General features: G+C 69.8%; 18 protein-coding genes. 11 read left to right on the top strand and 7 right to left on the bottom strand.

All coding sequences use genetic code 11. The features are described from left to right. Nucleotides 1-134: 134 nt before the first annotated feature. Nucleotides 135-1,118, bottom strand: a complete 984-nt coding sequence (locus V5F63_RS02395) for an NAD(P)H-dependent glycerol-3-phosphate dehydrogenase (RefSeq protein ID WP_394101470.1) — start codon at nucleotides 1,116-1,118, stop codon at nucleotides 135-137. A 3-nt stretch (nucleotides 1,119-1,121) separates the two neighbouring features. Further along, nucleotides 1,122-2,183 (bottom strand): tRNA (adenosine(37)-N6)-threonylcarbamoyltransferase complex transferase subunit TsaD, encoded by a 1,062-nt coding sequence (gene tsaD / locus V5F63_RS02390; protein WP_394031265.1) that lies wholly within the window; start codon nucleotides 2,181-2,183, stop codon nucleotides 1,122-1,124. A gap of 141 nt (nucleotides 2,184-2,324) precedes the next feature. Here tsaD and hemC point away from each other — a divergent pair, with 141 nt between their 5' ends. From hemC to lepA, 5 genes are all read left to right on the top strand, one after another. Next, nucleotides 2,325-3,257 (top strand): hydroxymethylbilane synthase, encoded by a 933-nt coding sequence (hemC, locus tag V5F63_RS02385; RefSeq protein ID WP_394101469.1) that lies wholly within the window; start codon nucleotides 2,325-2,327, stop codon nucleotides 3,255-3,257. A 112-nt stretch (nucleotides 3,258-3,369) separates the two neighbouring features. Continuing rightward, on the top strand, nucleotides 3,370-4,068 hold the full coding sequence (locus V5F63_RS02380; protein WP_394101468.1) for a uroporphyrinogen-III synthase: 699 nt from the start codon (nucleotides 3,370-3,372) through the stop codon (nucleotides 4,066-4,068). Nucleotides 4,069-4,178: 110 nt separating this feature from the next. Continuing rightward, nucleotides 4,179-5,801 (top strand): hypothetical protein, encoded by a 1,623-nt coding sequence (locus tag V5F63_RS02375; protein ID WP_394101467.1) that lies wholly within the window; start codon nucleotides 4,179-4,181, stop codon nucleotides 5,799-5,801. Further along, nucleotides 5,798-7,606 carry a heme biosynthesis protein HemY gene (locus V5F63_RS02370; RefSeq protein ID WP_394101466.1) on the top strand — a complete coding sequence of 603 codons (1,809 nt, stop codon included), beginning with the start codon at nucleotides 5,798-5,800 and terminating at the stop codon, nucleotides 7,604-7,606. Before V5F63_RS02375 ends, V5F63_RS02370 begins: the two co-directional genes overlap by 4 nt. 348 nt (nucleotides 7,607-7,954) lie before the next feature. Further along, on the top strand, nucleotides 7,955-9,760 hold the full coding sequence (lepA, locus tag V5F63_RS02365; protein WP_209487529.1) for a translation elongation factor 4: 1,806 nt from the start codon (nucleotides 7,955-7,957) through the stop codon (nucleotides 9,758-9,760). A gap of 21 nt (nucleotides 9,761-9,781) precedes the next feature. Here lepA and V5F63_RS02360 read toward each other — a convergent pair whose 3' ends face one another. Beyond that, nucleotides 9,782-11,032, bottom strand: coding sequence for a PepSY-associated TM helix domain-containing protein (locus V5F63_RS02360; protein WP_394101465.1), 1,251 nt, complete (start codon nucleotides 11,030-11,032; stop codon nucleotides 9,782-9,784). Beyond that, nucleotides 11,029-13,071 carry a TonB-dependent siderophore receptor gene (locus V5F63_RS02355; RefSeq protein ID WP_394101464.1) on the bottom strand — a complete coding sequence of 681 codons (2,043 nt, stop codon included), beginning with the start codon at nucleotides 13,069-13,071 and terminating at the stop codon, nucleotides 11,029-11,031. Before V5F63_RS02355 ends, V5F63_RS02360 begins: the two co-directional genes overlap by 4 nt. Nucleotides 13,072-13,542: 471 nt before the next feature. Here V5F63_RS02355 and glsA point away from each other — a divergent pair, with 471 nt between their 5' ends. Then, on the top strand, nucleotides 13,543-14,538 hold the full coding sequence (gene glsA / locus V5F63_RS02350; RefSeq protein ID WP_394101463.1) for a glutaminase A: 996 nt from the start codon (nucleotides 13,543-13,545) through the stop codon (nucleotides 14,536-14,538). 69 nt (nucleotides 14,539-14,607) lie between these two features. On the opposite strand, the gene V5F63_RS02345 is transcribed toward glsA, so the two are convergent. After that, nucleotides 14,608-15,162, bottom strand: coding sequence for a hypothetical protein (locus V5F63_RS02345; protein WP_245327328.1), 555 nt, complete (start codon nucleotides 15,160-15,162; stop codon nucleotides 14,608-14,610). Between the two features lie 319 nt (nucleotides 15,163-15,481). Here V5F63_RS02345 and groES point away from each other — a divergent pair, with 319 nt between their 5' ends. Both groES and groL read left to right on the top strand, forming a co-directional pair. Next, a complete protein-coding gene (gene groES, locus V5F63_RS02340; RefSeq protein ID WP_024281106.1) occupies nucleotides 15,482-15,772 on the top strand; it encodes a co-chaperone GroES in 291 nt (96 codons plus the stop codon). Between the two features lie 70 nt (nucleotides 15,773-15,842). After that, nucleotides 15,843-17,489 (top strand): chaperonin GroEL, encoded by a 1,647-nt coding sequence (gene groL / locus V5F63_RS02335; protein ID WP_209487525.1) that lies wholly within the window; start codon nucleotides 15,843-15,845, stop codon nucleotides 17,487-17,489. A gap of 351 nt (nucleotides 17,490-17,840) precedes the next feature. On the opposite strand, the gene V5F63_RS02330 is transcribed toward groL, so the two are convergent. Continuing rightward, nucleotides 17,841-19,322 (bottom strand): protein adenylyltransferase SelO, encoded by a 1,482-nt coding sequence (locus V5F63_RS02330; RefSeq protein ID WP_445329492.1) that lies wholly within the window; start codon nucleotides 19,320-19,322, stop codon nucleotides 17,841-17,843. 214 nt (nucleotides 19,323-19,536) lie between these two features. Between V5F63_RS02330 and V5F63_RS02325 the strand changes: the two genes are divergently transcribed. Then, complete coding sequence (locus V5F63_RS02325; protein WP_394101461.1) at nucleotides 19,537-19,920, top strand: hypothetical protein; 384 nt, start codon at nucleotides 19,537-19,539, stop codon at nucleotides 19,918-19,920. Between the two features lie 78 nt (nucleotides 19,921-19,998). Then, nucleotides 19,999-20,967 (top strand): DUF1775 domain-containing protein, encoded by a 969-nt coding sequence (locus V5F63_RS02320; protein ID WP_394101460.1) that lies wholly within the window; start codon nucleotides 19,999-20,001, stop codon nucleotides 20,965-20,967. A gap of 55 nt (nucleotides 20,968-21,022) precedes the next feature. On the opposite strand, the gene V5F63_RS02315 is transcribed toward V5F63_RS02320, so the two are convergent. Next, complete coding sequence (locus tag V5F63_RS02315) at nucleotides 21,023-21,898, bottom strand: LysR substrate-binding domain-containing protein (RefSeq protein WP_209487522.1); 876 nt, start codon at nucleotides 21,896-21,898, stop codon at nucleotides 21,023-21,025. A 115-nt stretch (nucleotides 21,899-22,013) separates the two neighbouring features. On the opposite strand from V5F63_RS02315, the gene V5F63_RS02310 reads away from it, so the two are divergent. Beyond that, the gene (locus V5F63_RS02310) at nucleotides 22,014-22,421 is read left to right on the top strand and encodes a tautomerase family protein (RefSeq protein ID WP_394101459.1); all 408 of its coding nucleotides are present in this window, start codon (nucleotides 22,014-22,016) and stop codon (nucleotides 22,419-22,421) included. Nucleotides 22,422-22,547 lie beyond the last annotated feature (126 nt).

Raw genomic sequence — 22,547 nt, 5'->3', positions numbered from 1 at the left:
CCGGACGCGCGGATGGGTGGATCCCCCGGACGAGCCGGGGGATGACGCCTGTGAAGGGGCGATGACGCGGGGAGCAGCGAGCCGGGGGATGACGGCTGTGAGAGGCGGCACGGGCTCCGGCCTCCCCCCTTCGCTCACTCCGCCCGCTGCGGCCGGGCCATCAGCGCCTCGATGGCGCCGTCGATGCCGAGGCGGCCGGCGAGCACGGCGTCCACGGCGGCGCTGACGGGAACATCCACGCCCTTGGCCGCCGCCATCTCCACCAGCACGCTGGCGGTGAAGGCGCCTTCCGCGAGCTTGCCCGCGCCCGCCTCTCCCGCCCCCAGCGCGCGGCCGAAGGCGAAGTTGCGCGATTGCGGGCCGGAGGTGGTGAGGATGAGGTCGCCGAGGCCGGAGAGGCCGGTGATGGTCTCCGGCCGGGCGCCGTAGGCGGCGCCGAAGCGCATCAGTTCGGCAAATCCCCGCGCCACAAGAGCGGCGGCGGCGCTGGCCCCCAGTTTGCGCCCGGCGACGATACCGGCAGCGATCGCCAGCACATTCTTCGCCGCCCCGCCGATCTCGGCGCCGCGCACATCGGTGGAATGATAGAGCCGGAGCGTGGAGGAGCCGAGCGCCTGGGCGAGGTCCTTCGCCAGCGCGCCGTCCCGCGCCGCCAGGGTCACCGCCGTGGGCAGGCCGGCCGCGACATCGCTTGCGAAGCTGGGACCGGAGAGCACGGCGGGCAACGCCCCGGGCAGGGCCTCGGCGATCACATCGCTCATGAAGGCGCGGGTGCCGCGCTCGATGCCCTTGGCGCAGGAGATCACCGGCATTCCCGCCCGCATGCGGCTTCCCAGATGCCCCAGCGCCTCCCGGCAGGCCTGCGCCGGCACCACCAGCAGCACGGCGTCGCAATCGGCGATCAGGTTGAGGTCGGAGACCGGCGAGACGACGGGATCGAGGGCGATGCCCGGCAGATCGGCCCGGTTCTCGCGGGCCGCCGCCATGTCGGCCATCGCCCCAGCATCGCGGCCCCACAGCACCACCTCGCGGCCGGCACGGGCGGCGGCGTTGGCGAGGGCGGTGCCCCAGGCGCCCGCCCCCATCACGCCGATGCGGCGAAAGCTGGAACCCGACACCGTTCAGGCCCGCGCCGAGGCCGAGGCAGCGGCCGCCGGATCGAGCGGCCAGCGGGCGCGCGGGCTCACGTCCAGTCGGTCCCGGATGCCACGGGCGAGGCGCTCGGCCCCGGCCCAGGCGATCATGGCGCCATTGTCGGTGCACAGCACCGGGGCCGGCATGGCGAAGCGGGTGTTCAGCTCCGCCGCCACCTTGGCGAGGCTTTCGCGGATCATGCCGTTGGCGGCGACGCCGCCGGCGACCACCAAAGCAGTCGGGCCACGCCCCAGCCGGTCGCGGAAGGCGCGGGCGCCGGCGCGCACACGGTCGGCGATCACCTCCACCACCGCGGCCTGGAAGCTGGCGCAGAGGTCCGCCACGTCCTCGTCGGAGAGGGGTGCCAGGCGGTCCGCCTCCAGCCGCACCGCGGTCTTGAGGCCGGAGAGGGAGAAATCGGGCTCGCGCCGGCCCAGGAGCGGGCGCGGGAAGGGGAAGCGGGCGGAATAGCCGTGCTTGGCCTGCTCCTCCACCTGCGGGCCGCCCGGATAGGGCAGGCTCAGCATCTTCGCCACCTTGTCGAAGGCCTCGCCCACCGCGTCGTCCAAGGTGGTCCCCAGACGGGTATATTTGCCCACATCCTCGATGGCGAGGAGCTGGGTGTGGCCGCCGGAGACGAGCAGCAGCAGATAGGGGAAGGCGACGCCATCGGTGAGGCGGGCGGTCAGCGCATGGGCTTCCAGATGGTTCACCGCCACCAGCGGCTTCTTGGCGGCGAGCGCGATGGCCTTCGCCGTGGTGAGGCCGACGATGACCCCGCCGATGAGGCCGGGACCGGCCGCCGCCGCGATGCCCGAAAGTTCGGAATAATCCACGCCCGCCTGCCGCATGGCCTCGGCGATCACATGGTCCAGCACCTCCACATGGGCGCGCGCGGCGATCTCCGGCACCACGCCGCCATAGGGCGAGTGGATCTCCACCTGCGAGCGGATGACGTTGGAGCGGATGTCCGACGCGCCAGAGGGCGAGCGCGTCACCACCGCGGCGGACGTCTCGTCGCACGTGGTCTCGATGCCGAGCACCATCAGGTCGGGCAAACTCTCATCCTCCCAAGGGCGCGCGGGCCGGATTGCGCGCCGCCATTGCGCTGCGCCGCAACGCCGCCTATCCCGTTTCGAATCCCTCGCGCATTCTACGCATCCCTGAACGAGAATACGAAATTGGAAGAAATGTCCGGCGGAAATTCTCCAATCCTGCGCATCGGCACCCGTGGCAGCCCGCTCGCTCTGTGGCAGGCCCATGCGGTGCAGGCGGCGCTGGCCGCGGCGCTGAAGGTTGAGCCGGCTCAGGTCGCCATCGAGGTCATCCGCACCACCGGCGACCAGATCCAGGACCGGGCGCTGTCCGAGGCCGGCGGCAAGGGGCTCTTCACCAAGGAGCTTGAGGAAGCGCTGCTGGATGGCCGCGTGGACCTCGCCGTGCATTCCGCCAAGGACGTGGCGACCTATCTGCCCGAGGGCCTGCACCTCGCCGGATACCTGCCGCGCGCCGACGTGCGCGATGCGCTGATCCTGAAGTCCGGTGCCGGGCTCGCCGATCTGCCGGCGGGCGCGCGGGTCGGCACGGCCTCGCTCCGGCGCGAGGCGCAATTGCGGCGCCTGCGGCCGGACCTCAAGGTCGAACTGCTGCGCGGCAACGTCCACACCCGCCTCGCGCGGGTGAAGGACGGGGATTTCGACGGCACGCTTCTCGCGCTCGCCGGCCTCACCCGCCTCGGCCTCGCCGATGTGGCGAGCGCGGTGCTGGCGACCTCGGACTTCCTTCCGGCGGTGGGTCAGGGGGCGGTGGCCATCGAATGCCGGGTGAATGACCCGGCCACCAACGCCGCCATCGCCGCCGTCGCCTGCCGCGACACCGGCATCGCGCTCGCCGCCGAGCGGGCCTTTCTCACCGCGCTTGACGGCTCCTGCCGCACCCCCATCGCCGGCCTTGCCAAGGTGGAGGGCGATCAGGTGCGCCTCTCCGGCCTCGTCATGACGCCCGATGGCGCGGACGCGGCGGAAGCCTCCGGCGCCGCTCCCATCGCGGACGCGGCGGCGCTGGGCACGGCGCTCGGCACCGAGCTGCGCGCCAGCGCCCCGGCCAAGGCGCTGGGATTGTGAGTTGCCGGCGCGGCCCTTGCCGCGTCCTGTTTTTCAGCGCGGCGGCCCTCGTGTCTGGCTCCCGCGTCTGGCCGTTGTTCTGCCCCGTTCTTCCGTTCGATTGATTGCTGAGATGCATGTTCTCGTCACCAGGCCGCTGCCGGCGGCGCACCAGACCGCCAAGCGCCTCAAGGCGCTGGGGCATGAGGTGACCGTCGATCCCATGCTGCGGATCGGCCCCACCGGGACACCGCTGCCGGATCGCGTCTTCGATGCGGTGGCCTTTACCTCCATCAACGGGGTGACGGCCTTCGCCGCCGATCCGGACAGCAGGCGCTTCCTGCATCTGCCCGCCTTCGCGGTGGGGCCGCGCACGGCGAAGGAGGCCCGCGCGGTCGGCTTCGCCCAGGTGACGGACTGCGACGGCGACGCCACGGCCCTCGCCGGACGCATCGCTGCGGTCCTTCCTTCCGGCGCGCGGGTGCTGAATCCGGCCGGCGAGGACCGCGCGGCCGATCTCGCCGGGCTCCTGGCGGCGCCGGGCATTTCATTGGAACTTGCCATCGTCTATGCGGCCGAGCCGGCGGATGCCCTCTCCGATGACGCACGCGCGGCGCTGGCGAGCGGAACCGTGACGGCAGCGCTGCACTTCTCTCAGCGAACGGTGAAGACACTGCTGCGGTGCGTTGCCGCCGCCGGGCTTAACGACACGTTGACCGGTGTGCGGGAACTGTGCCTCTCCGAGCAGGTGGCCGAGCCGTTCGTCCGCAGGGGGCTGGCGGTGGAGGTTGCCGCCGCGCCCAATGAGGACGCACTGTTCGCGCTGCTGTGACGCGGCTGTGAGGGACGGGGGCGGGCGGCGCGGTTGCGGCCCGGCCCCGGCCGGTCTATCCCGGTCCCGACGACGGGTCCGAACCCAATAGGGAGGCACGAGCGACGCCGATGGCCACCACTACGCCGGCGAGCGACGATCCGAAGGCGGAGAACTTCTCCTCCCGAACGCCCCGCATCCCGCCCACGCTTGACCTGAAAGCGCAGGAAGTCGCCTCCGGGCCGGCTCCGGCCGGGTCGGGCGCAAAGGCCCCCGTGCCGGGACAGGCCCCCGCCTCCATCACTGATGCGCCCTCAGGCGCGGCCGGCGAGAAGAGCGCCGAGCAGGTGGCCGAGACCGAGGTGCGGCAGGAGGCTGACTCCAAGGCTGAGGCCAAGGTGGAGGCCATCGCGGAAGCCAAGGCCCAGGCTGCTGCCGAAGCCGCCACTGAGGCGGCCGCCGAGGCTCCGGCCGCTCACCAGCCCCCCCCTGAAACCCCGCGCAAGGGCGGCGGCGGCACCGTGTTCGCGGCGCTGATTGCCGGCCTCATCGGCGGCGGCGCGGCGGCGGGCGGGCTGTGGTACGCCTTGCCGATCCTCTATCCCCCGGCCCCGGTGGCCGCGCCGCAGGTCGATCTGTCGCCGCTCCAGTCGCGCATCGCCGCGCTGGAGGCGCGTCCGGCGGTCGATCCCCGGGCCATCGCCGCGCTCTCCGAGCGGCTCGACCGCGACGAGGCGGCGCTCAAGGCGGTACAGGACGCCCTCGCCGGCCTCAGGGCCGCGCCGGCGGCCCCGTCTTCCGCCACCCCGTCCGCCGCTCCGGCGGCGCCCGCCATTCCCCCCGCGCTTGTGAAAAGCGTGGACGATCTCAAGACCGCGACCGAGCAGGCCCGCGAGGCGCTGGCCGGCCTGCGCCGCGACGTGGATGCCCTGAAGGGTGGCGAGGGTACGCTGCGCACCGCCGTCGCCGCCGCCACCACAGGCGCCCGCGAGGCCAACGCCAAGGCGGAGGCGCTCGCCCCCAAGGTGGACGCTCTCGCCCCGCAGGTTCAGGCGCTCATCGGCGCCACCCAGTCGCTCGGCCCGCAGCTGCAGGCTCTCGCCACCCAGACGCAGGCCCTCGGGCCTCAGGTGCAGGGGCTGGAGAAGCAGGCCGAAGCCATCGGCCCGCGCTTCGACGCGCTGAAGAAGCAGATCGACGACACGAGCGCCGCCGCCACGCAGTTCAACCGTACGGCGTCCAGCCTCGTTGTGGTCGCCGCCTTCCGCGATGCGGTGGTCTCGGGCCGTCCGTTCGCGGCGGAACTTGCCGCCGCCCGCGCCACGCTCGGTGCCAACGCCGGCCAGCTCGACGCCTTCGCCGGCGCGGCCGAAAAGGGCTTCGCGCCCGCCGCCGCCCTCGCCGCCCGCCTCGCGCAGGAGGGCGCCGCCGCGCTCGGTGCATCCGCGCCGGCCCCGGCGGATGCGAGCGCCTCGCTGATGGACCGGCTGATGTCCTCGGCCGAAAACCTCGTGAAGGTGCGCCCCGCCACCGGCCCCGGCTCGGTGGATTCGGAAGGACTCATCGGCACCGCCGTCACCCAGGTGCGCGCCGGCCAGCTCGACGAGGCCCTGAAGACGCTCAAGCAGCTGCCGGAAAGCGTGCAGCAGCGCCTCGCCGTGATGCGTGACATCGAGGCGCGGGCCGCCGCGGTCAAGGCCGCCGGAACTCTCTTCCAGCAGCAGCTGGCCGCCATTTCGGGGAAGGTGCCGTGATCCGCCTCATCCTGCTCCTCATCCTCCTCGCCGCCGCCGCCTTCGGCGTTTCCTGGCTCGCCGACCGGCCGGGCGAGATCGCCGTGGTGTGGGAGGGATGGCGGGTGGAAACCACCGTGCCGGTGGCCCTCGCCGTCATCGCGGTCGTCTCCGGCGTGCTGCTGCTGCTGTGGCGGCTGCTCTCGCTGCTCATCCGCTCGCCCAGGCTGATCGCCGCCTTCTCCCGCCGTCGCAAGCGCGAGAAGGGCTGGCAGGCGGTGTCACGCGGCCTGCTCGCGGTGGGCATCGGCGACAATGCCGCCGTGCGGCAGGCACGCCATGACGCCGCGCGGCTCCTGCCCCATGAGCCGCTCACCCATCTCCTCACCGCCCAGGCCGCACAGCTGGACGGCAAGCCGGAGGTGGCCATCGCCGCCTTCCGCGCCATGGTGGACGACCCCTCCACCCGCCTCCTCGGCCTGCGCGGGCTGCACATGGAAGCCCGCAAGGCCGGCGACAAGGGCGCCGCCTACGCCATCGCCGAGGAAGCCGCCTCCGCCGCGCCGACGCTCGGCTGGGCCGCCGATGCGGTGATCGAGGCGCGCTGCGCCGCCGGGGACTATGCCGGCGCCCGCGCCGTGCTCGAACGCCAGATGGCGCAGAAGGGCATCGACAAGGCCCAGTACCGCCGCCGCCGCGCGGTGCTGCTCGCCGCCGAGGCCATCGCGCTGGAACAGACCGACCCGCTGGTCGCCCGCGAGAAGGCGGTGGAGGCGGTGCGCCTCGCCCCCACGTTGGTACCGGCCGCCGCCTGCGCCGGCCGCCTGCTCGGCGCCGCCGGGGAGCTGCGCAAGGCGGCAAAGATCGTCGAGACCGCCTTTGCCGCGAACCCGCATCCGGAACTCGCCGACGTGGAGGCGTACCTCCGCCCCGGCGACGCGGCGCTCGATCGCCTCAAGCGCATCCGCACCCTCGCCAACAAGGCGCCCTCCCAGCGGGAAAGCGCCATCGCGCTCGCCCGCGCGGCCATCGACGCGCAGGAATTCCGCCAGGCCCGCCTCGTGCTGGAGCCGCTCCTCGCCGATCCCAGCCAGCGGGTGTGCCTGCTGATGGCGGAACTGGAAGCGGCCGAGCATGCCGACATCGGCAAGGCCCGCGAATGGACCGCCCGCGCGGTGCGCGCCAACCGCGACCCGGCCTGGATCGCCGATGGCGTCGTCTCCGACCGCTGGGCGCCAGTGTCCCCGGTGTCCGGCCGGCTCGACGCCTTCGTCTGGGAGGTGCCGCCCGGCGTCTCCGCCACGCCCATCCTCGAGCATGAGGCCGAGCGGGTGAAGGCCGCCATCGCCGCTGTGCGCGCCAGCGAAGAGGCCAAGATCGCCGAGCAGAAGAAGATCGCCGAGCAGAAGGCAGCGGAAAAGAAGGCCGCCGAGGTGAAGGCGGCTGAAGTGAAGGCAGCCGAAGCCGCGGCGGCAGAAGCGAAGGCGGCGGAAGCCGTCCCGGTTGCCCCCGTGGAGGTGATCGTGGAGGTCCCGGCGACGCCGCCCGAGACGCCCGCCCCGCCGAAGGCGCTCGAGCCCAAGGCCGCTAGCCCCGTCAAGGACGCGCCGAAAGAGACGACCAGGGCAGCGCCTGCCGAGCCCGTCCCCGTCATTCTCGCCCCGCCGCCGGGCAACGGAACCGGGCGCGGACGCACCGCCGAAACCGGCAAGAAGCCCGACGCCATCGTCGCCCTGCCGCCTCTGCCGGACGATCCCGGCCCCGAGGCGGACGCGACGGAGGATTCCGAGCCCACACCCAAGTCCCGCCGCCTCATGGGGCTGTGAGCCACCCGTTTCCCTTCTCCCCTCGCGGGAGAAGGTGGCACGCGGCGCGAGCCGCGTGACGGATGAGGGGGCTGGCTCCGAGCCTCACAAGGTGCGGCAACCGGAGAGGCATACCCCTCACCCCGGCCCTCTCCCGCCCAAACTCGGCTGTTGCCGAGTTTGGCTCGTGGAGTTCGAAGCCGGCAATCGCCGGCTTCGAGGGGAGAGGGGGCGCCGAGCGGGGCGTGTGGCTCTCCAGGAGACCAAAGACGGGCAGCGGCCCGCGCGAGCCGGCCGTTGCGTGTCCCGGCGGGACCCTAATCGCGCCTTCGCCTTGTGGCCGCCCCCCGCCGATGCTATGCGGCCCGGATGACCGCCACCGCCCAGAAGCACATCCGCAACTTCTCCATCGTCGCCCATATCGACCACGGGAAGTCGACCCTCGCCGACCGCCTCATCCAGATGACCGGCGGGCTCTCCGAGCGCGAGATGACGGAGCAGGTGCTCGACAGCATGGATATCGAGCGCGAGCGCGGCATCACCATCAAGGCGCAGACGGTGCGCCTCTCCTACAAGGCGCAGGACGGCGAGACCTACGTCCTCAACCTCATCGACACCCCCGGCCACGTGGACTTCGCCTATGAGGTGAACCGCTCGCTGGCCGCCGTGGAAGGCTCGCTCCTGGTGGTGGACGCCTCCCAGGGCGTGGAGGCGCAGACGCTCGCCAACGTCTACCAGGCCATCGACAACAACCACGACATCGTGCCCGTCCTCAACAAGGTGGACCTGCCCGCCGCCGAGCCGGAGAAGGTGAAGGCGCAGATCGAGGACGTGATCGGCCTCGACGCCTCCGACGCCATCGGCATCTCCGCCAAGACCGGCCTCAATGTCGATCAGGTGCTGGAAGCCATCGTCACCCGCCTGCCGCCGCCCATGGGCGACCGCGAGGCGCCGCTCAAGGCGCTGCTGGTGGATTCTTGGTACGATACCTATCTCGGCGTGGTCGTCCTCGTGCGCATCGTCGACGGCGTGCTCAAGAAGGGCCAGCGCATCAAGATGATGGGCTCCGGCGCCGTCTATGACGTGGACCGGGTGGGCGTGTTCACCCCCAAGATGGTGACGCTCACGGAGCTTGGCCCGGGCGAGATCGGCTTCCTCACCGGCTCCATCAAGGAAGTGGCCGACACGCGCGTCGGCGATACCATCACCGAGGACAAGCGCCAGACCGACGCCGCCTTGCCGGGCTTCAAGCCGGCCCAGCCGGTGGTGTTCTGCGGCCTGTTCCCGGTGGATGCGGCGCAGTTCGAGGATCTGCGCGCCGCCATGGGCAAGCTGCGCCTCAACGACGCCAGCTTCTCGTTCGAGATGGAGACCTCGGCCGCGCTGGGCTTCGGCTTCCGCTGCGGCTTCCTCGGGCTCCTGCATCTGGAGATCATCCAGGAGCGGCTGGAGCGCGAGTTCAACCTCGACCTCATCGCCACCGCCCCCTCGGTCATCTACGAGATCCAGATGACGGACGGCTCGGTGATCGACCTGCACAATCCCGCCGACATGCCGGATGTGGTGAAGATCGAGGAAATCCGCGAGCCGTGGATCCGCGCCACCATCCTCACCCCGGACGATTATCTCGGCTCCGTGCTCAAGCTCTGCCAGGACCGGCGCGGCACGCAGATCGAGCTGACCTATGTGGGCGCGCGCGCCATGGTCACCTATGACCTGCCGCTGAACGAGGTGGTGTTCGATTTCTACGACCGGCTGAAGTCCATCTCCAAGGGCTATGCCTCGTTCGACTACCAGATCACCGAATACCGGCCCGGCGACCTCGTGAAGATGTCCATCCTCGTCAATTCCGAGCCGGTGGACGCCCTCTCCATGCTGGTGCACCGCGCCCGCGCCGACGCGCGCGGCCGGGTGATGTGCGAGAAGCTGAAGGACCTGATCCCCCAGCATCTCTTCAACATCCCGATCCAGGCCGCCATCGGCGCCAAGATCATCGCCCGCGAGACCATCAAGGCCCTGCGCAAGGACGTGACCGCCAAGTGCTACGGCGGCGACATCTCGCGCAAGCGCAAGCTTCTGGACAAGCAGAAGGAAGGCAAGAAGAAGATGCGCCAGTTCGGCAAGGTGGAGATTCCGCAGGAAGCCTTCATCGCCGCGCTGAAGATGGACGAGTGAGGGCAAGGCTTACCGCCCACCTCACTCCGCCGGCATCGCCTTCGTCCGGGCGTCGGACGCCTTCCCCGCCCGCGCCTTGGCCTTGCGCCCCACGCGCCCCTTGCGCTTCATCCACCACACCGCGACGCCGGTGATGGCGAGGCCGGCGATGACCACGCCCATCACGGCGATGAGGATGCGCCCGGTGAGGCCGAGGATGCGCCCCGAATGGATGGGGAACTGAATCTGGATGAAGACGTCCCCTGCCGTGCCGACGCCGGGGATGATGGCGTTCCGGAAGGCCGCCGTCTCGCCGTCGAAATAGAGCCAGCGCGTGTCCATGGGGTCGTCGTGGTCGCCGAAGGCGACGCCGAATACGCCGTAATGGGGCGAGAAGAAGATCTCGCTCGCCGGCTCCTGCCAGCCGCGGGCGCGGGCTTCCTTCAGTCCCGTCTCCAGCATGGTGTCGAAGGAGAGGGTGCGCTCGGCGAGCTTCTCCAGCGGCGGGTTGGAGAAGGGCGTGGGCGTGAGCTGCGAGAACAGGCTCACCACCGGCTCCACCACCTCGCGGCGCAGGTTCATCGCCACCGAGGAGATGGCGAGGATGATGAGCAGCACGAACAGCCAGAGCCCGGCCGCGCGATGCCAGTCGAGATTGAGGCGGAAGGCGCTGCCGCCCTTGATGGCAAAGGCCGCGCGCCATTTGGCGAGGAACGGCTGACCGCGCGGCAGGGTCAGCGCGAAGCCGACGAAGCCATCCACCAGCCAGAGGATCGCCACCCCGCCCATGAGCAGGATGCCATAGACGCCGGGCAGGCTGAGGTTGTGGTGGAATTCGTAGAGGAAGGGGATGATGTTGAGCGAGGAGAAGCAGCACGCCCCCCACAGACGGGCGGCCAGCACCTCGCCACTCACCGGGTCCACCTGAAAGACGTCGGCGGGGATGGGCACCGCCTCGCCGGTGGCCGGATCGATGCGGCCGAGCGCAGCGGCGTTGGCGGCATGGCCGGGCTCGGTTTCCAGCGTCATGTACCAGACGCGGCGGTCGGGATGGCCGGCCTCGATGGCCCGCGCCAAAGCCTCAGGCCCGAGCGGCGTGCCCGCCGCGGTGGCGCGGTAGGCCGAGGGGTTCAGCCATTCGTCCAGCTCGTGGTGGAAGGCGAGCACGCTGCCGGTCAGACCGGCGATCACCAGGAACAGCGCGGTGGACAGGCCGAGGATGCGGTGCGCCCACACCAGCGCCGGCCGCAGGCTGAACCGGCGGGCGGCGGCGGGCCGTGCGGGCCGGCTCACCAGCGGACCTTGGCCGTGGCCATCACGGTCCGCCCCTGCTGCCAGTACCAGTAGCCCTCGTTCAGGAGCGCCTGCTCCTGGCCGAAGACGTTCTTGCCATTGAGCTGCAGGCTCCAATTGTCCTTCGCGTAATAGAGCGCCGCATCCACCGGGAACTGGGCGGGGTTCTGGTAGACGTTGTCGTTGCTGGACCAGAACCCACCCACGTAGCGGATGCCCGCGCCGAGGCCGAAGCCCTTCCACGGGCCGTCCTGGAACGTGTATTTGAGCCAGAGCGAGGCCACGTTGGACGGCATGTTGATGGGCGTCTTGCCAATGGTCGCGATGTTGGCGCTGTCGATGATGGTGCCTTGGGTGAAGGTGTAGGCTGCGGTGAGGTCGAGGCCCTCGGCCATCTCCACCAGCGCCTCCGCCTCGAAGCCGCGCACCCGCACGTCGCCCACCGCGCTGTAGACGAAGGTGTTCGGGTCGGGCACCGCATAATTGTTCTGGGTGATCTGGTAGGCGGCGAGGGTGAAGAAGCTGCGGCCGCCCTTGGGCTGGAACTTGATGCCCACCTCATACTGCTCGCCGGTGGAAGGCTGCAGCAGCTGGCCGTTGGCGTCCACGTTGAGAGAGGGCAGGAAGGACGTGGCGTAGCTCACATAAGGCGAGACGCCGTTGGCGAATTCGTAAAGCAGGCCGGCCTGCCAGGTGAAGGCGCTGTCATCGCGCGAGGCGGTGGTGAGGCCGGCATAGCTCTGGTCGGTGGTGGCGAAGTCCTGCCGGCCACCCAGGGTGAAGTGCCATCCGTTGCCGAACGACACCTGATCCTGCGCATAGAGCCCCACCTGCGACAGCGCGCCGCCCGACGCGATCGTGTTGGGCGGCATGACCACGAGGTTCGGCACGTTGGCGTTGAGCAGGTTGATCGGCACCGTGTTGTAGCCGGTGTCGTACCAATAGGTGGATTCGGCGAGGAGGAAGTCGACCCCGCCGATGACCTTGTGGTTGAACCCGCCGGTGGCGAACTTCGCCGTCACCTGATTGTCGGCCTGGAAGGTGTCGAGAATCTCGCGGTAGTTGCTGGCGGAAATCTCCACCAGCGGCCCGTTCTGCACGCCGGTGGGGAACGCCCAGAAGCTGTGGTTCTCGATATGGCCGTAGCGCACGTTCTGGTGCGCGCTGAAGACATCGTTGAAGTCGTGGTCGAGGATGTACCCGACCTGCTCCTGCGTCTGCTTCAGGGCGTTGTAGGTGGTGCCGATGGGAATCTTCGTGAGCAGCGTCGGCGTCTGGTAGTAATAGATGCTTGATGGCAGCCGGATATCGAGGATGTTGGCCAGCACCGTGAGGCGGGTGCTGTCGTCCTTGAAGGTGATAGCCGGCGCCAGGAACAGCTCGTTGTTGGTGGTGTAGTCGATGGGCCCGTCCGCGGCGCGCGCGACGCCGGTGAGGCGGTAGAGGACGTTGCCGTCCTGCGTCGCCTTTCCGCCCACGTCGAAGCCGGCCTGATACCAGCCCGGCGCGCCGATCTGCCCCTCCACCTCGGCGAAGGGCGTCTCGACCGGCATCTTGGAGATGCGGTTGATGAGGCCGCCCGGCACCGTCTGCCCGTAGAGCACGCTCGCCGGGCCCTTGATGACGTCGATGCGCTCCAGCCCGTAGGTCTCGGTGCGCCAGTAGGCGAAATTGCCGGAGCCCTGGGACAGGCCGTTGAGGAAGTCGCCGCGGGAGGTCACCGAGAAGCCGCGCAGATAGATGTCGTCGAAGCGCGGGTCATAGCCATAGGCGCCGGTGACGACGCCCGCCGTGTAGGAGACCGCGTCGATCACGTTCTGCACCGCGCGGTCGTCCATCTCCTGCCGGGTGACGACGGAGATGGAGCGCGGCGTCTCGATCAGCGGCGTATCGGTCTTGGTGCCGGCGGCGGAGCGGGTCGCCACATAGCCGTCCACCGGACCCCAGGCGGTCTCGGCCACGCCCTCCACGTTCACTGTGGGCAGCGCGACGGAGGGTTCGGCCTCCTGCGCCCGCGCCGCACCGGAAGCCAAGGGCATGACCAGCGCCGAGGTCGCCAGCAGTGATCCGGCCGTCAGCGCAAGCGTCGAGAACCGTCGTGCCGCCAGACGAGGCCGGCCTGCGCCAGCAGACGAACTCTTCCCCGGGCGATGTCGGACATTGGAAACACATGTAAAGACGGGCATCGCGGGGCTCGACACAATTAAGACTACTAAGCTCGGTTTTATTAACCCCCTACCTTACGGGCAATATGCGGTGGAGCGTGGCGGGAAATATTAGATTTATTCAAAACGATAACTGTTCTGATGCATTCCAGAATTTGAAATAGACTAATTCCATTCGAGGCCGGTTTCTCCTTACGGCGCAACCGTCTGCGCGGACGCGATCGCGCGCCATGGCACGTCTCCTGCTTGGCTCGTCTTGTGCTTGGCTCGTCGCCAGCACGGTGCGACACAGGGTCCGCGATCGCGGTCGGCATCCGCTGGACCGCAAGGGGGAAGAGGATGGATTTGAGCCCGACGCATGCGGCTTCCGCCGAGCCGGCCGGCTCCGGGCTGGAGACGGTGGTGCGGCATACTTTTGAGCGCAGCCGCGCCGACACCTCCGGCGCGCTCGCCGATTACATCCCGGAACTGGCGCTGGTGGATCCCGACCGCTTCGGCATCGCCGCAGTCTCGGTGACGGGCGAGGTGGTCGCGGTCGGGGATGCCGGCGTGGCGTTCACCATCCAGTCGATTTCCAAGGCATTTGCCTTCTGTCTCGCCCTTGAGGTGGCCGGGCGGGACAAGGTGCTCTCCCGCGTCGGCGTGGAGCCCTCCGGGGACGCCTTCAACGCCATCGTCTTCGACGCCGAAACCAACCGACCCTTCAACCCCATGGTGAATGCCGGGGCCATCACCGTCTCGGGGCTGCTGGTGGAGCAGCTCGGCGACGCGGCGCTGGATTTCGTGCTGGATCGCTTCTCGGCGGCGGCGGGGCGGCGGCTCGCGGTGGACGAGGCGGTGTTCCGCTCCGAGGCCGAGACGGCCCACCGCAATCGCGGCATCGCGCATCTGCTCGCCAGCGTCGGCGCGCTCACCGCCGACGTGGATGCGACGCTGGACCTCTATTTCCGGCAGTGCTCCATATTGGTGACGGCCGGCGACCTCGCCCGCATGGGCGCGACGCTCGCCAACATCGGCGCGGATCCGCTCACCGGCACGACGGTGTTCGCGGTGGATGCGGTGCGCTCGACCCTCGCCGTGATGTTCACCTGCGGGATGTACAATTTCGCTGGCAACTGGGCCTTCGACGTGGGCGTGCCGGCCAAGAGCGGCGTGGGCGGCGGCATCCTCGGGGTGGTCAACCGGCAGCTCGGCATCGCCACCTATTCACCCCGGCTCGATGCGCGGGGCAATTCCGTGCGCGGCATCGCCGCCTTCCGGGAACTGGCCGAGGAACTGGGCCTGCACGTCTTCGACCCCACCAACCGGGGGTCGGCCGTGCTCAGCGCCCTCGGGCGCTGAGCAGAGCGTAACCTTGGCGCCCTGGGGCGCTGAGCGTCAGACTGTAAAGGGGCGGCGGGCGCCCTCCCCTCACGCGCAGCGCACGTACACCATGGTGCCGTAGCGCTTGGCCACTTCCGGATCGACGAAGCGCAGCACCAGGATGTTGTTGTCGAAGCGCACCACCTGACGGTCGCGCTCGCCGCCGGCCGGGTCATCGGGCGGGCCGATATAGACCGGGCCGTTGCCCACCTGCTTGGAGACCAGTTCGGTCAGCTTGTTGTCATCGGCGAGATACATCATCACGCCGCCATTGGTGCCGGCGGTAATGACATAGGGCTGGTTGCCGCAGGAGGACTTGGCCTGCGCCTCGGTGCGGGTGGCGTCGTCCGGACGGTGGTAGGCGGCGAGGCCCCAGCGGCCGACGAGGCGGTCCGGCGGGATCGGGCTGGTATAGACCGGGCGCGCGGGCGGCGGCGGCGCGGGTGGCGTGGTTTCGCAGCCGGCGAGGCCCAGCGCGAGCACCGTAAGGGCGGCGCCGGCGAGGGCGGCGCGCTGCCGCCCGAAAACAGAACGCCCGAAAGCAGAACGCCCGAAAGCAGGCCTGGATAAAGCAGACTTGGATTCCGCAACCATCTTCGTCATGTGCTTTCCGAGGCCTCCCGCCGCCTGGAACAAGAATGCGACCACCCAGACAGTCGCCTGACCATAGTCGCCCCGACCATAAAGGCTTGCGTCGTCGGCGTCGATGCCGTCCGCATCCGCCACCATCCGCCGTCAAGCCCCAGCTCCCGATGAGCTTATCCCACGGCTCGTTACCGCTTTGCTAGCCTGCCAATTGCTGCACCGCGCCTTGACGCGGGGGGGACGCGCCCTTATCTCCGCGACGAGCTTGGCACTCTTCATCCGGGAGTGCCAGAACGGCGGGCCAAGGCTCGCGCTCCCCCGAAAGAGGTAACGACCCATGTCCTTCCGTCCTCTGCACGACCGCGTGGTCGTCAAGCGCATCGAAGCCGAGCAGAAGACCGCCGGCGGCATCATCATCCCCGACACCGCCAAGGAAAAGCCCCAGGAGGGCGAGGTGATCGCGGTGGGCGCCGGCGCCCGTGACGAGAGCGGCAAGCTCGTCCCCCTCGACGTTCAGGCCGGCGACCGCGTGCTGTTCGGCAAGTGGTCCGGCACCGAGGTCAAGATCGACGGCCAGGACCTGCTCATCATGAAGGAAAGCGACATCCTCGGCGTCATCGCCAAGTGAGCTTGGCCAAGTGATGTGTCGTCCGCGCTTCTGAGCCGGTCCACCGAAACAGAATCACAAGGAGGCCGTTATGGCTGCCAAAGAAGTAAAGTTCTCCTCCGACGCGCGCGAGAAGCTGCTGCGCGGTGTCGACATCCTCGCCAACGCGGTGAAGGTGACCCTCGGCCCCAAGGGCCGCAACGTCGTCATCGAGAAGAGCTTCGGCGCCCCCCGCATCACCAAGGACGGTGTGTCGGTGGCGAAGGAGATCGAGCTTGAGGACAAGTTCGAGAACCTCGGCGCGCAGCTCGTGCGTGAGGTCGCCTCCAAGACCAACGATCTCGCCGGCGACGGCACCACCACCGCGACCGTGCTGGCCCAGGCCATCGTGAAGGAAGGCGCCAAGGCGGTTGCCGCCGGCATGAACCCGATGGACCTGAAGCGCGGCATCGACCTCGCCGTCGCCGCCGCCATCGCCGACATCAAGGGCCGCGCCAAGAAGGTCTCTTCCTCCGCGGAAGTCGCGCAGGTCGGCACCATCTCCGCCAACGGCGATGCCTCCATCGGCGAGATGATCGCCGGCGCCATGCAGCGCGTGGGCAACGAAGGCGTCATCACCGTCGAGGAAGCCAAGACCGCCGAGACCGAGCTCGAAGTGGTCGAAGGCATGCAGTTCGACCGTGGCTATCTCTCTCCCTACTTCATCACGAACGCGGAGAAGATGATCGCCGACCTGGAAGAGCCCTTCCTGCTGATCTTCGACAAGAAGCTCTCCGGCCTCCAGCCGATCCTGCCGGTCCTCGAGGCCGTGGTGCAGACCGGCCGTCCCCTCGTCATCATCGCCGAGGACGTGGAAGGCGAGGCGCTGGCCACCCTCGTGGTCAACAAGCTGCGCGGCGGCCTGAAGGTCGCGGCCGTGAAGGCTCCCGGCTTCGGCGATCGCCGCAAGGCGATGCTTGAGGATATCGCCATCCTCACCGGCGGCACCGTGATCTCCGAGGACCTCGGCATCAAGCTCGAGAACGTCACCATCGCCCAGCTCGGCCGCGCCAAGAAGGTCATCCTCGAGAAGGAAAAGACCACCATCGTGGACGGCGTCGGCGAGAAGGCCGACATCGAGGCCCGCGTGAACCAGATCAAGGCGCAGATCGAGGAGACCACCTCGGACTACGACCGCGAGAAGCTCCAGGAGCGTCTGGCCAAGCTCGCGGGCGGCGTCGCGGTGATCCGCGTCGGCGGCTCGACCGAGGTCGAGGTGAAGGAGAAGAAGGACCGCGTTGACGACGCGCTCAACGCCACCCGCGCCGCGGTGGAAGAGGGCATCGTCCCCGGCGGCGGTGTCGCCCTGCTCCGCGCCAAGGCGGCGGTGGAGAAGGTCACCTCCGACAACGCCGACATCAAGGCTGGCATCAAGATCGTCCTGCGCGCCCTCGAGGCCCCCATCCGCCAGATCGCCGAGAATTCCGGCGTGGAAGGCTCCATCGTGGTGGGCAAGGTGCAGGAGTCCAACGATCCGTCCTTCGGCTTCAACGCCCAGACGGAAGAGTATGTGGACATGATCGCCTCCGGCATCGTCGATCCGGCCAAGGTCGTGCGCACCGCCCTCCAGGACGCCGCCTCCATCGCGGCCCTGATCGTCACCACCGAGGCGCTCGTCGCCGAGCTGCCCAAGCGCGATAGCGGCATGCCCTCCATGCCCGGCGGCGGCATGGGTGGCATGGGTGGCATGGACTTCTGATCCATCCTCCCATCCGGGAATTGGGAAAGGGCGCGGCTTCGGCTGCGCCCTTTTCTTTTGGGCCGCGCATTTGTCTCTGCGTCGCCCTTCTTTTCCGGCGTCGCCCTCCGACTTGATCGGAGGGTCCATCCCTCCGCCGGAGCGGGCGGCCCAAGGGGGGGGCAAACGGCGCCTTGGGTCCTCCGATCAAGTCGGAGGACGACGGCCATGTGGGTTCTGTGCCCCGGACAGGTGACGGCGCAGGCGGAGCGCCGAGCCGGGGTCCAGCGGCAAAGTCTGCCGCATCGGGCCATGCTCCCCTCTCCCCTTGCGGGAGAGGGGGCTTAGCCGTTCAACGCGGAGAGAGGCCCCTCACGTCCCGCAGAACGTGCGGTACCCCTCCATGGACGGCGGCAGCTCCGCATAGGCGGCGAAGTCGGGCTGCTCCGCATAGGGCCGCGCCAGCACCGTGTTCAGCCGCTCGAAGGGACCGAGGTCGCCGCGTTCGATGGCGGCGGCGATGACCTCTTCCACCAGATGGTTGCGGGGGATGAAAAGCGGGTTCACCGCATCCATCCCGGCGCGGATGTCGGCGCCGGATCGGCCGGTTTCGGCGAGGCGCGCGCGCCAGCGCTCCGCCCAGGTGTCGAAGGCCACCCGGTCGAGGAACAGGTCGCGCACTGGCCCGCCCGCGTCCGCATCCTCCGCCAGCGCGCCGAGGCGGCGGAAGGTGAGGGTGAAGTCAGCCTTGGAGCCGATCATCACGTTGAGGAGGTCATGGGCAAGGGCCACATCCTCTTCGCCCGCCTCCGGCAGGCCGATCTTGGCGCAGAGGCCGGCGTGATAGGCCGCATAGAAGCGCGCGGGGAAGGTGCCCAGCGCTGCATTGGCGGCGGCGATCGCGGCCTCCCGGTCCTCGCCCATGATCGGGATCAGGCATTCGGCGAGGCGGGCGAGGTTCCAGTGGGCGATGTCCGGCTGGTTGCCATAGGCATAGCGGCCCATCTCGTCGATGGAGGAGAAGACCGTGTTGGGGTCATAGGCGTCCATGAAGGCGCAGGGGCCGTAATCGATGGTCTCGCCCGAGACCGACATGTTGTCCGTGTTCATCACCCCGTGGATGAAGCCGACGCACAGCCACCGCGCCACCAGCGCCGCCTGCCGGCCGATCACGCCGTCGAGCAGGGCGAGATAGGGGTTCTCCACCCCCACAAGGTCGGGATAGTGGCGGGCGATGGTGTAGTCGGCGAGCTGCTTCACCGCGTCGAAGCTCTTGCGCGCGGCGAAGAACTGGAAGGTGCCGATGCGGATGTGGCTCGCCGCCACCCGCGCCAGCACCCCGCCGGGCAGCGCCCGGTCGCGCAGCACCGGCTCGCCCGTGGTGACAGCCGCGAGCGCCCGCGTGGTAGGGATACCGAGCGCCGCCATGGCCTCGCTGACGATGTATTCGCGCAGCACCGGCCCGAGCGCGGCCCGCCCGTCGCCCCGGCGCGAGAAGGGGGTGGGGCCGGAGCCCTTCAGCTGGATGTCGCGGCGCAGCCCGTCGCGCCCCACCACCTCGCCGAGCAGGATGGCGCGGCCATCGCCCAGCTGGGGCGAGAAATGGCCGAACTGATGCCCGGCATAGGCGAGCGCGATGGGCTCCGCGCCCTCCGGCACGGCGAGGCCGGCGAACACCGCCACGCCTTCAGGCGTCGCGAGATCGGCGGGGTCGAGGCCCAGCAACTCGGCCAGCGCGGTGTTCACCTTCACCAGCGCCGGCGCCTCCACCGGGGTGGGCAGGACGGGCGCATAGAAGCCGGCGAGGTCGCGGGCATAGGAATTGTCGAACGGGAAGGCGGGTGCGGCCTTCATGGTCGGCTGTGTGCTGGTCATCGCGGCAATCTCCGCCGGGCTCGAAATGGGGCAGTCCCGGACCGAACGATCAGAAAAGGGTGCCGGGTCCGCAGGTCCGTGTCCAGCCTGGTCCCTGTCCAGCCTCCAGCCTGGCGGCGGGATGGCGTGGGTGCGACACCATCCACCCCCGCGCGGCTTGCCGGCCGGCGGATGTGGTCTTAAGCCGATACCCATGCTCCGGCCTCCGTCACGGCTTCCGATCTGGCGCCGCGCCCTCCTGCCTCTGGCGCTCGCCTATCTGCTCGTCGCCCAGCTGGTGCTCGGCGGAGCGGCGACGGCGGAGCATGCCGGCCGGGCGTTGGCGACCGACGTGGGGCTCCTGTGTGCCGGCGGGACGCCCGACGGTCCGGACGGATCCCATGCCCCGGATGCGCTGTGCTGCGTGCTCGGCTGTGCCGCCTCGGCACCGATGCCAAGCCTCGATGGAGCGGCCGGGAGCCTGACGAAGCCGCTTTTGCGGATCAGCGCAGCCGTCTTCGCCGTGCGCGACGGGCTGGGGCGCGGCGGCAGCGTCTCCCTTGGGTTCCACGCCACCGGGCCGCCCGCCCGGGTCTGAGCGACAGCCGAACGCCGCCCGTTGCTGCACCGCCCGCCGCGCCAGACGCGCGCGCGTGCCCGATCCCAAGGACACTCCATGACCCGTTTTTCCCGTCTCGGCCCGGCGCTCGCCGCGGCCGTCCTGCCGGTCGCTCTTCTTGCGACGCCCGCCGCCGCCCATGTCACGCTGGAAAAGGCCGAGGCCCCGGTGGGCAGCTATTACAAGGCCGTGCTCAAGGTCGGCCACGGCTGCCAGGGTTCACCCACCACCGCGCTCACGGTGACCATCCCCGATGGCCTCGTCGCCGCCAAGCCCATGCCCAAGGCCGGCTGGACGGTGAAGACGCAGGCCGGCCCCTATGACCGCGCCTATGCCTTCCATGGCAAGGAGGTGAAGGACGGCGTGCGCGCCATCACCTGGAGCGGCGGCGCGCTGCCGGATGATTTCTACGACGAGTTCGTCTTCATCGCCTACCTCGCCCCCGAAGCCGGCGCCCGCCCGGTGCCGATCCCCGTGGTGCAGACCTGCGAAAAGGGCGAGCACCGCTGGGTGGAAGTGGCGAAGGCCGACGGCGAGAAGCTCGCCAGCCCCGCGCCGGTGCTCCGCATCTCCGCGGCCAATGCGGCGACCTCCGCCGCGCAGGTGAAGGCCGGGGCGCTGGTGATCGAGGCGCCGTGGAGCCGGGCGACGCCCGGCGGCGCCAAGGTGGCCGGCGGCTTCCTGCGCATCACCAACACCGGCACCGCGCCGGAACGCCTCACCGGCGGCACCTTCGCCCGCGCCGGCGAGGTGCAGGTCCACGAGATGGCCATGAACGGCGGCGTCATGACCATGCGCCAGCTGGCGAGCGGCCTCGAAATCCCGCCCGGCAAGACCGTGGACCTCGCCCCCGGCGGCTATCACCTCATGTTCATGAACCTCGGCGCGCCGCTGAAGGAGGGCGAGGTGGTGACGGGCACCCTCACCTTCGAGACGGCCGGAAAGGTGGATGTGAGCTATCAGGTGCGCGGCCTCGGCGCCAAGGCGGGCGATCCGGCGCCGGCCGCCGGCGGCCACCAGCACTGAGGCTTGCCGAAGATGTTCGAGGCTTGCCGGGCATGCCCCGGCAAGCCGGGGCGCCTCACGCCACGGCGTAGAGCGGATGCTCGCGCCGCAACTCCTCCTGCAACACCTCCTCCACCTTCTGGAGGGCCGGCGGGCGGGTGCCGGGGCGGGTGTAGAGCAGGAATTCCATGTCCGGCAGCGCCGCGCGGTCGAGGTCGGCGACGATGGCGAGGTCGGGCCTCAGTGCGCGCGGCGAGCGCACCGTGACGCCCATGCCCGCCCCCACTGCCGCCATCAGGCCCGGCAGGCTGGGGCTGGTGAAGGCGATGCGGAAGGGCCGCCCGGCGGCGTTCAGCGCGGCGATGGCCGCCGTGCGGCAGGAGCACGGGTGCTCGAACAGCACGAGGGGCACCGGCGCCTCCCGGTCGAGGCGCAGCTGGCGCGCGGCGATCCACACCATGGGCTCGCGCAGCAGGAGGGAGGCGGGCAGCTCGCTTTCGCTGCGGAAGCCCACGGCCACGTCCAGCTCCTCTGCGCGCAGCATGTCGAGCATGGTGGAGGTGGTGCAGATGCGCACGGTGATCGGCGCCTGCGGGAAGCTCGCCGAGAGGCGGGAGAGGATGCGCTGGAGCACCTGCTCGCCCACGTCCTGAAGAAAGCCGAGCCGGAGCGGCTGGGCGAAGGCGCCGTGGACGTGCTGGGTCAGCACCCGGTCGTTGAGGTCGAGCAGGCGGCGCGCATCCTCCAGGAAGGCGGCGCCGCGCGGGGTCGGCGACACCGCCCGCCCGCGCCGCTCCAGCAGCGCGAAGCCCACCGATTCGGCGAGGCGATCCATCTGCAGGCTCACCGCCGACTGGCTCCGCCCCACCTTGCGCGCCGCTGCCGAGATGGAGCCGAGGTCCACCACGGCGGCGAAGCTGCGGATGAGGTCGAGGTCGAGATTGCGGATCATGGTATGAGGTTAGCAAATCTCTGGGATTTTAGAATTCAATTTTTCTCATGAGTTGGGGCGGCGTACAAGAAGCCATCGCGGCCGATGCCGATGCATCGCGCCGATGGAGGTCAAAATGCCCATCCTGAACGTCAAGCTCTCCGGCGCCCCGGACGACGCCCTCGCGGCCAAGGTCGCCGCCACCTTGTCCGATCTCACCGCCCGCATCCTGCGCAAGGACCCGAAGCTGACGGCGGTGGCCGTCTCCTTCGTGCCGGCGGAGCACTGGTTCGTGGGCGGGCAGGCGCTCAACGCCAAGGGGCGCTCGTCCTTCTCGCTCGACATCCTGGTGGTGGACGGCACCAACACCAAGGACGAGAAGGCGGCCTATCTCGAAGCCGTCTTCGCCGCCATGTCCGGCCTGCTGCCGGAGCTGGATGAGGAGAGCTACATCCTCGTGCGCGAAGTGAAGGCGGATGCCTATGGCTATGGCGGGCGCACGCAGGAAAGCCGCTATGTGGAGAAGAAGCTCCGGGCGGCCTGAAAGCCCGCGTGGCGCCTGAGCGGGAGCAACGTCAAAGCCCGCGCGGCGACTGAGCGGGAGCAACGAGAAAGCCCGCGCGGCGCCTGAGCGAAGGCAACGAAAAAACCCGCGCGGCGCCGGAGCGAA

The organism is Xanthobacter wiegelii, from assembly GCF_043193855.2.
Classification (GTDB): Bacteria; Pseudomonadota; Alphaproteobacteria; order Rhizobiales; family Xanthobacteraceae; genus Xanthobacter; species Xanthobacter flavus_A.
The sequence above is the reverse complement of the archived record's forward strand: the minus strand, read 5'-3'. Positions and strand labels throughout refer to the sequence as shown.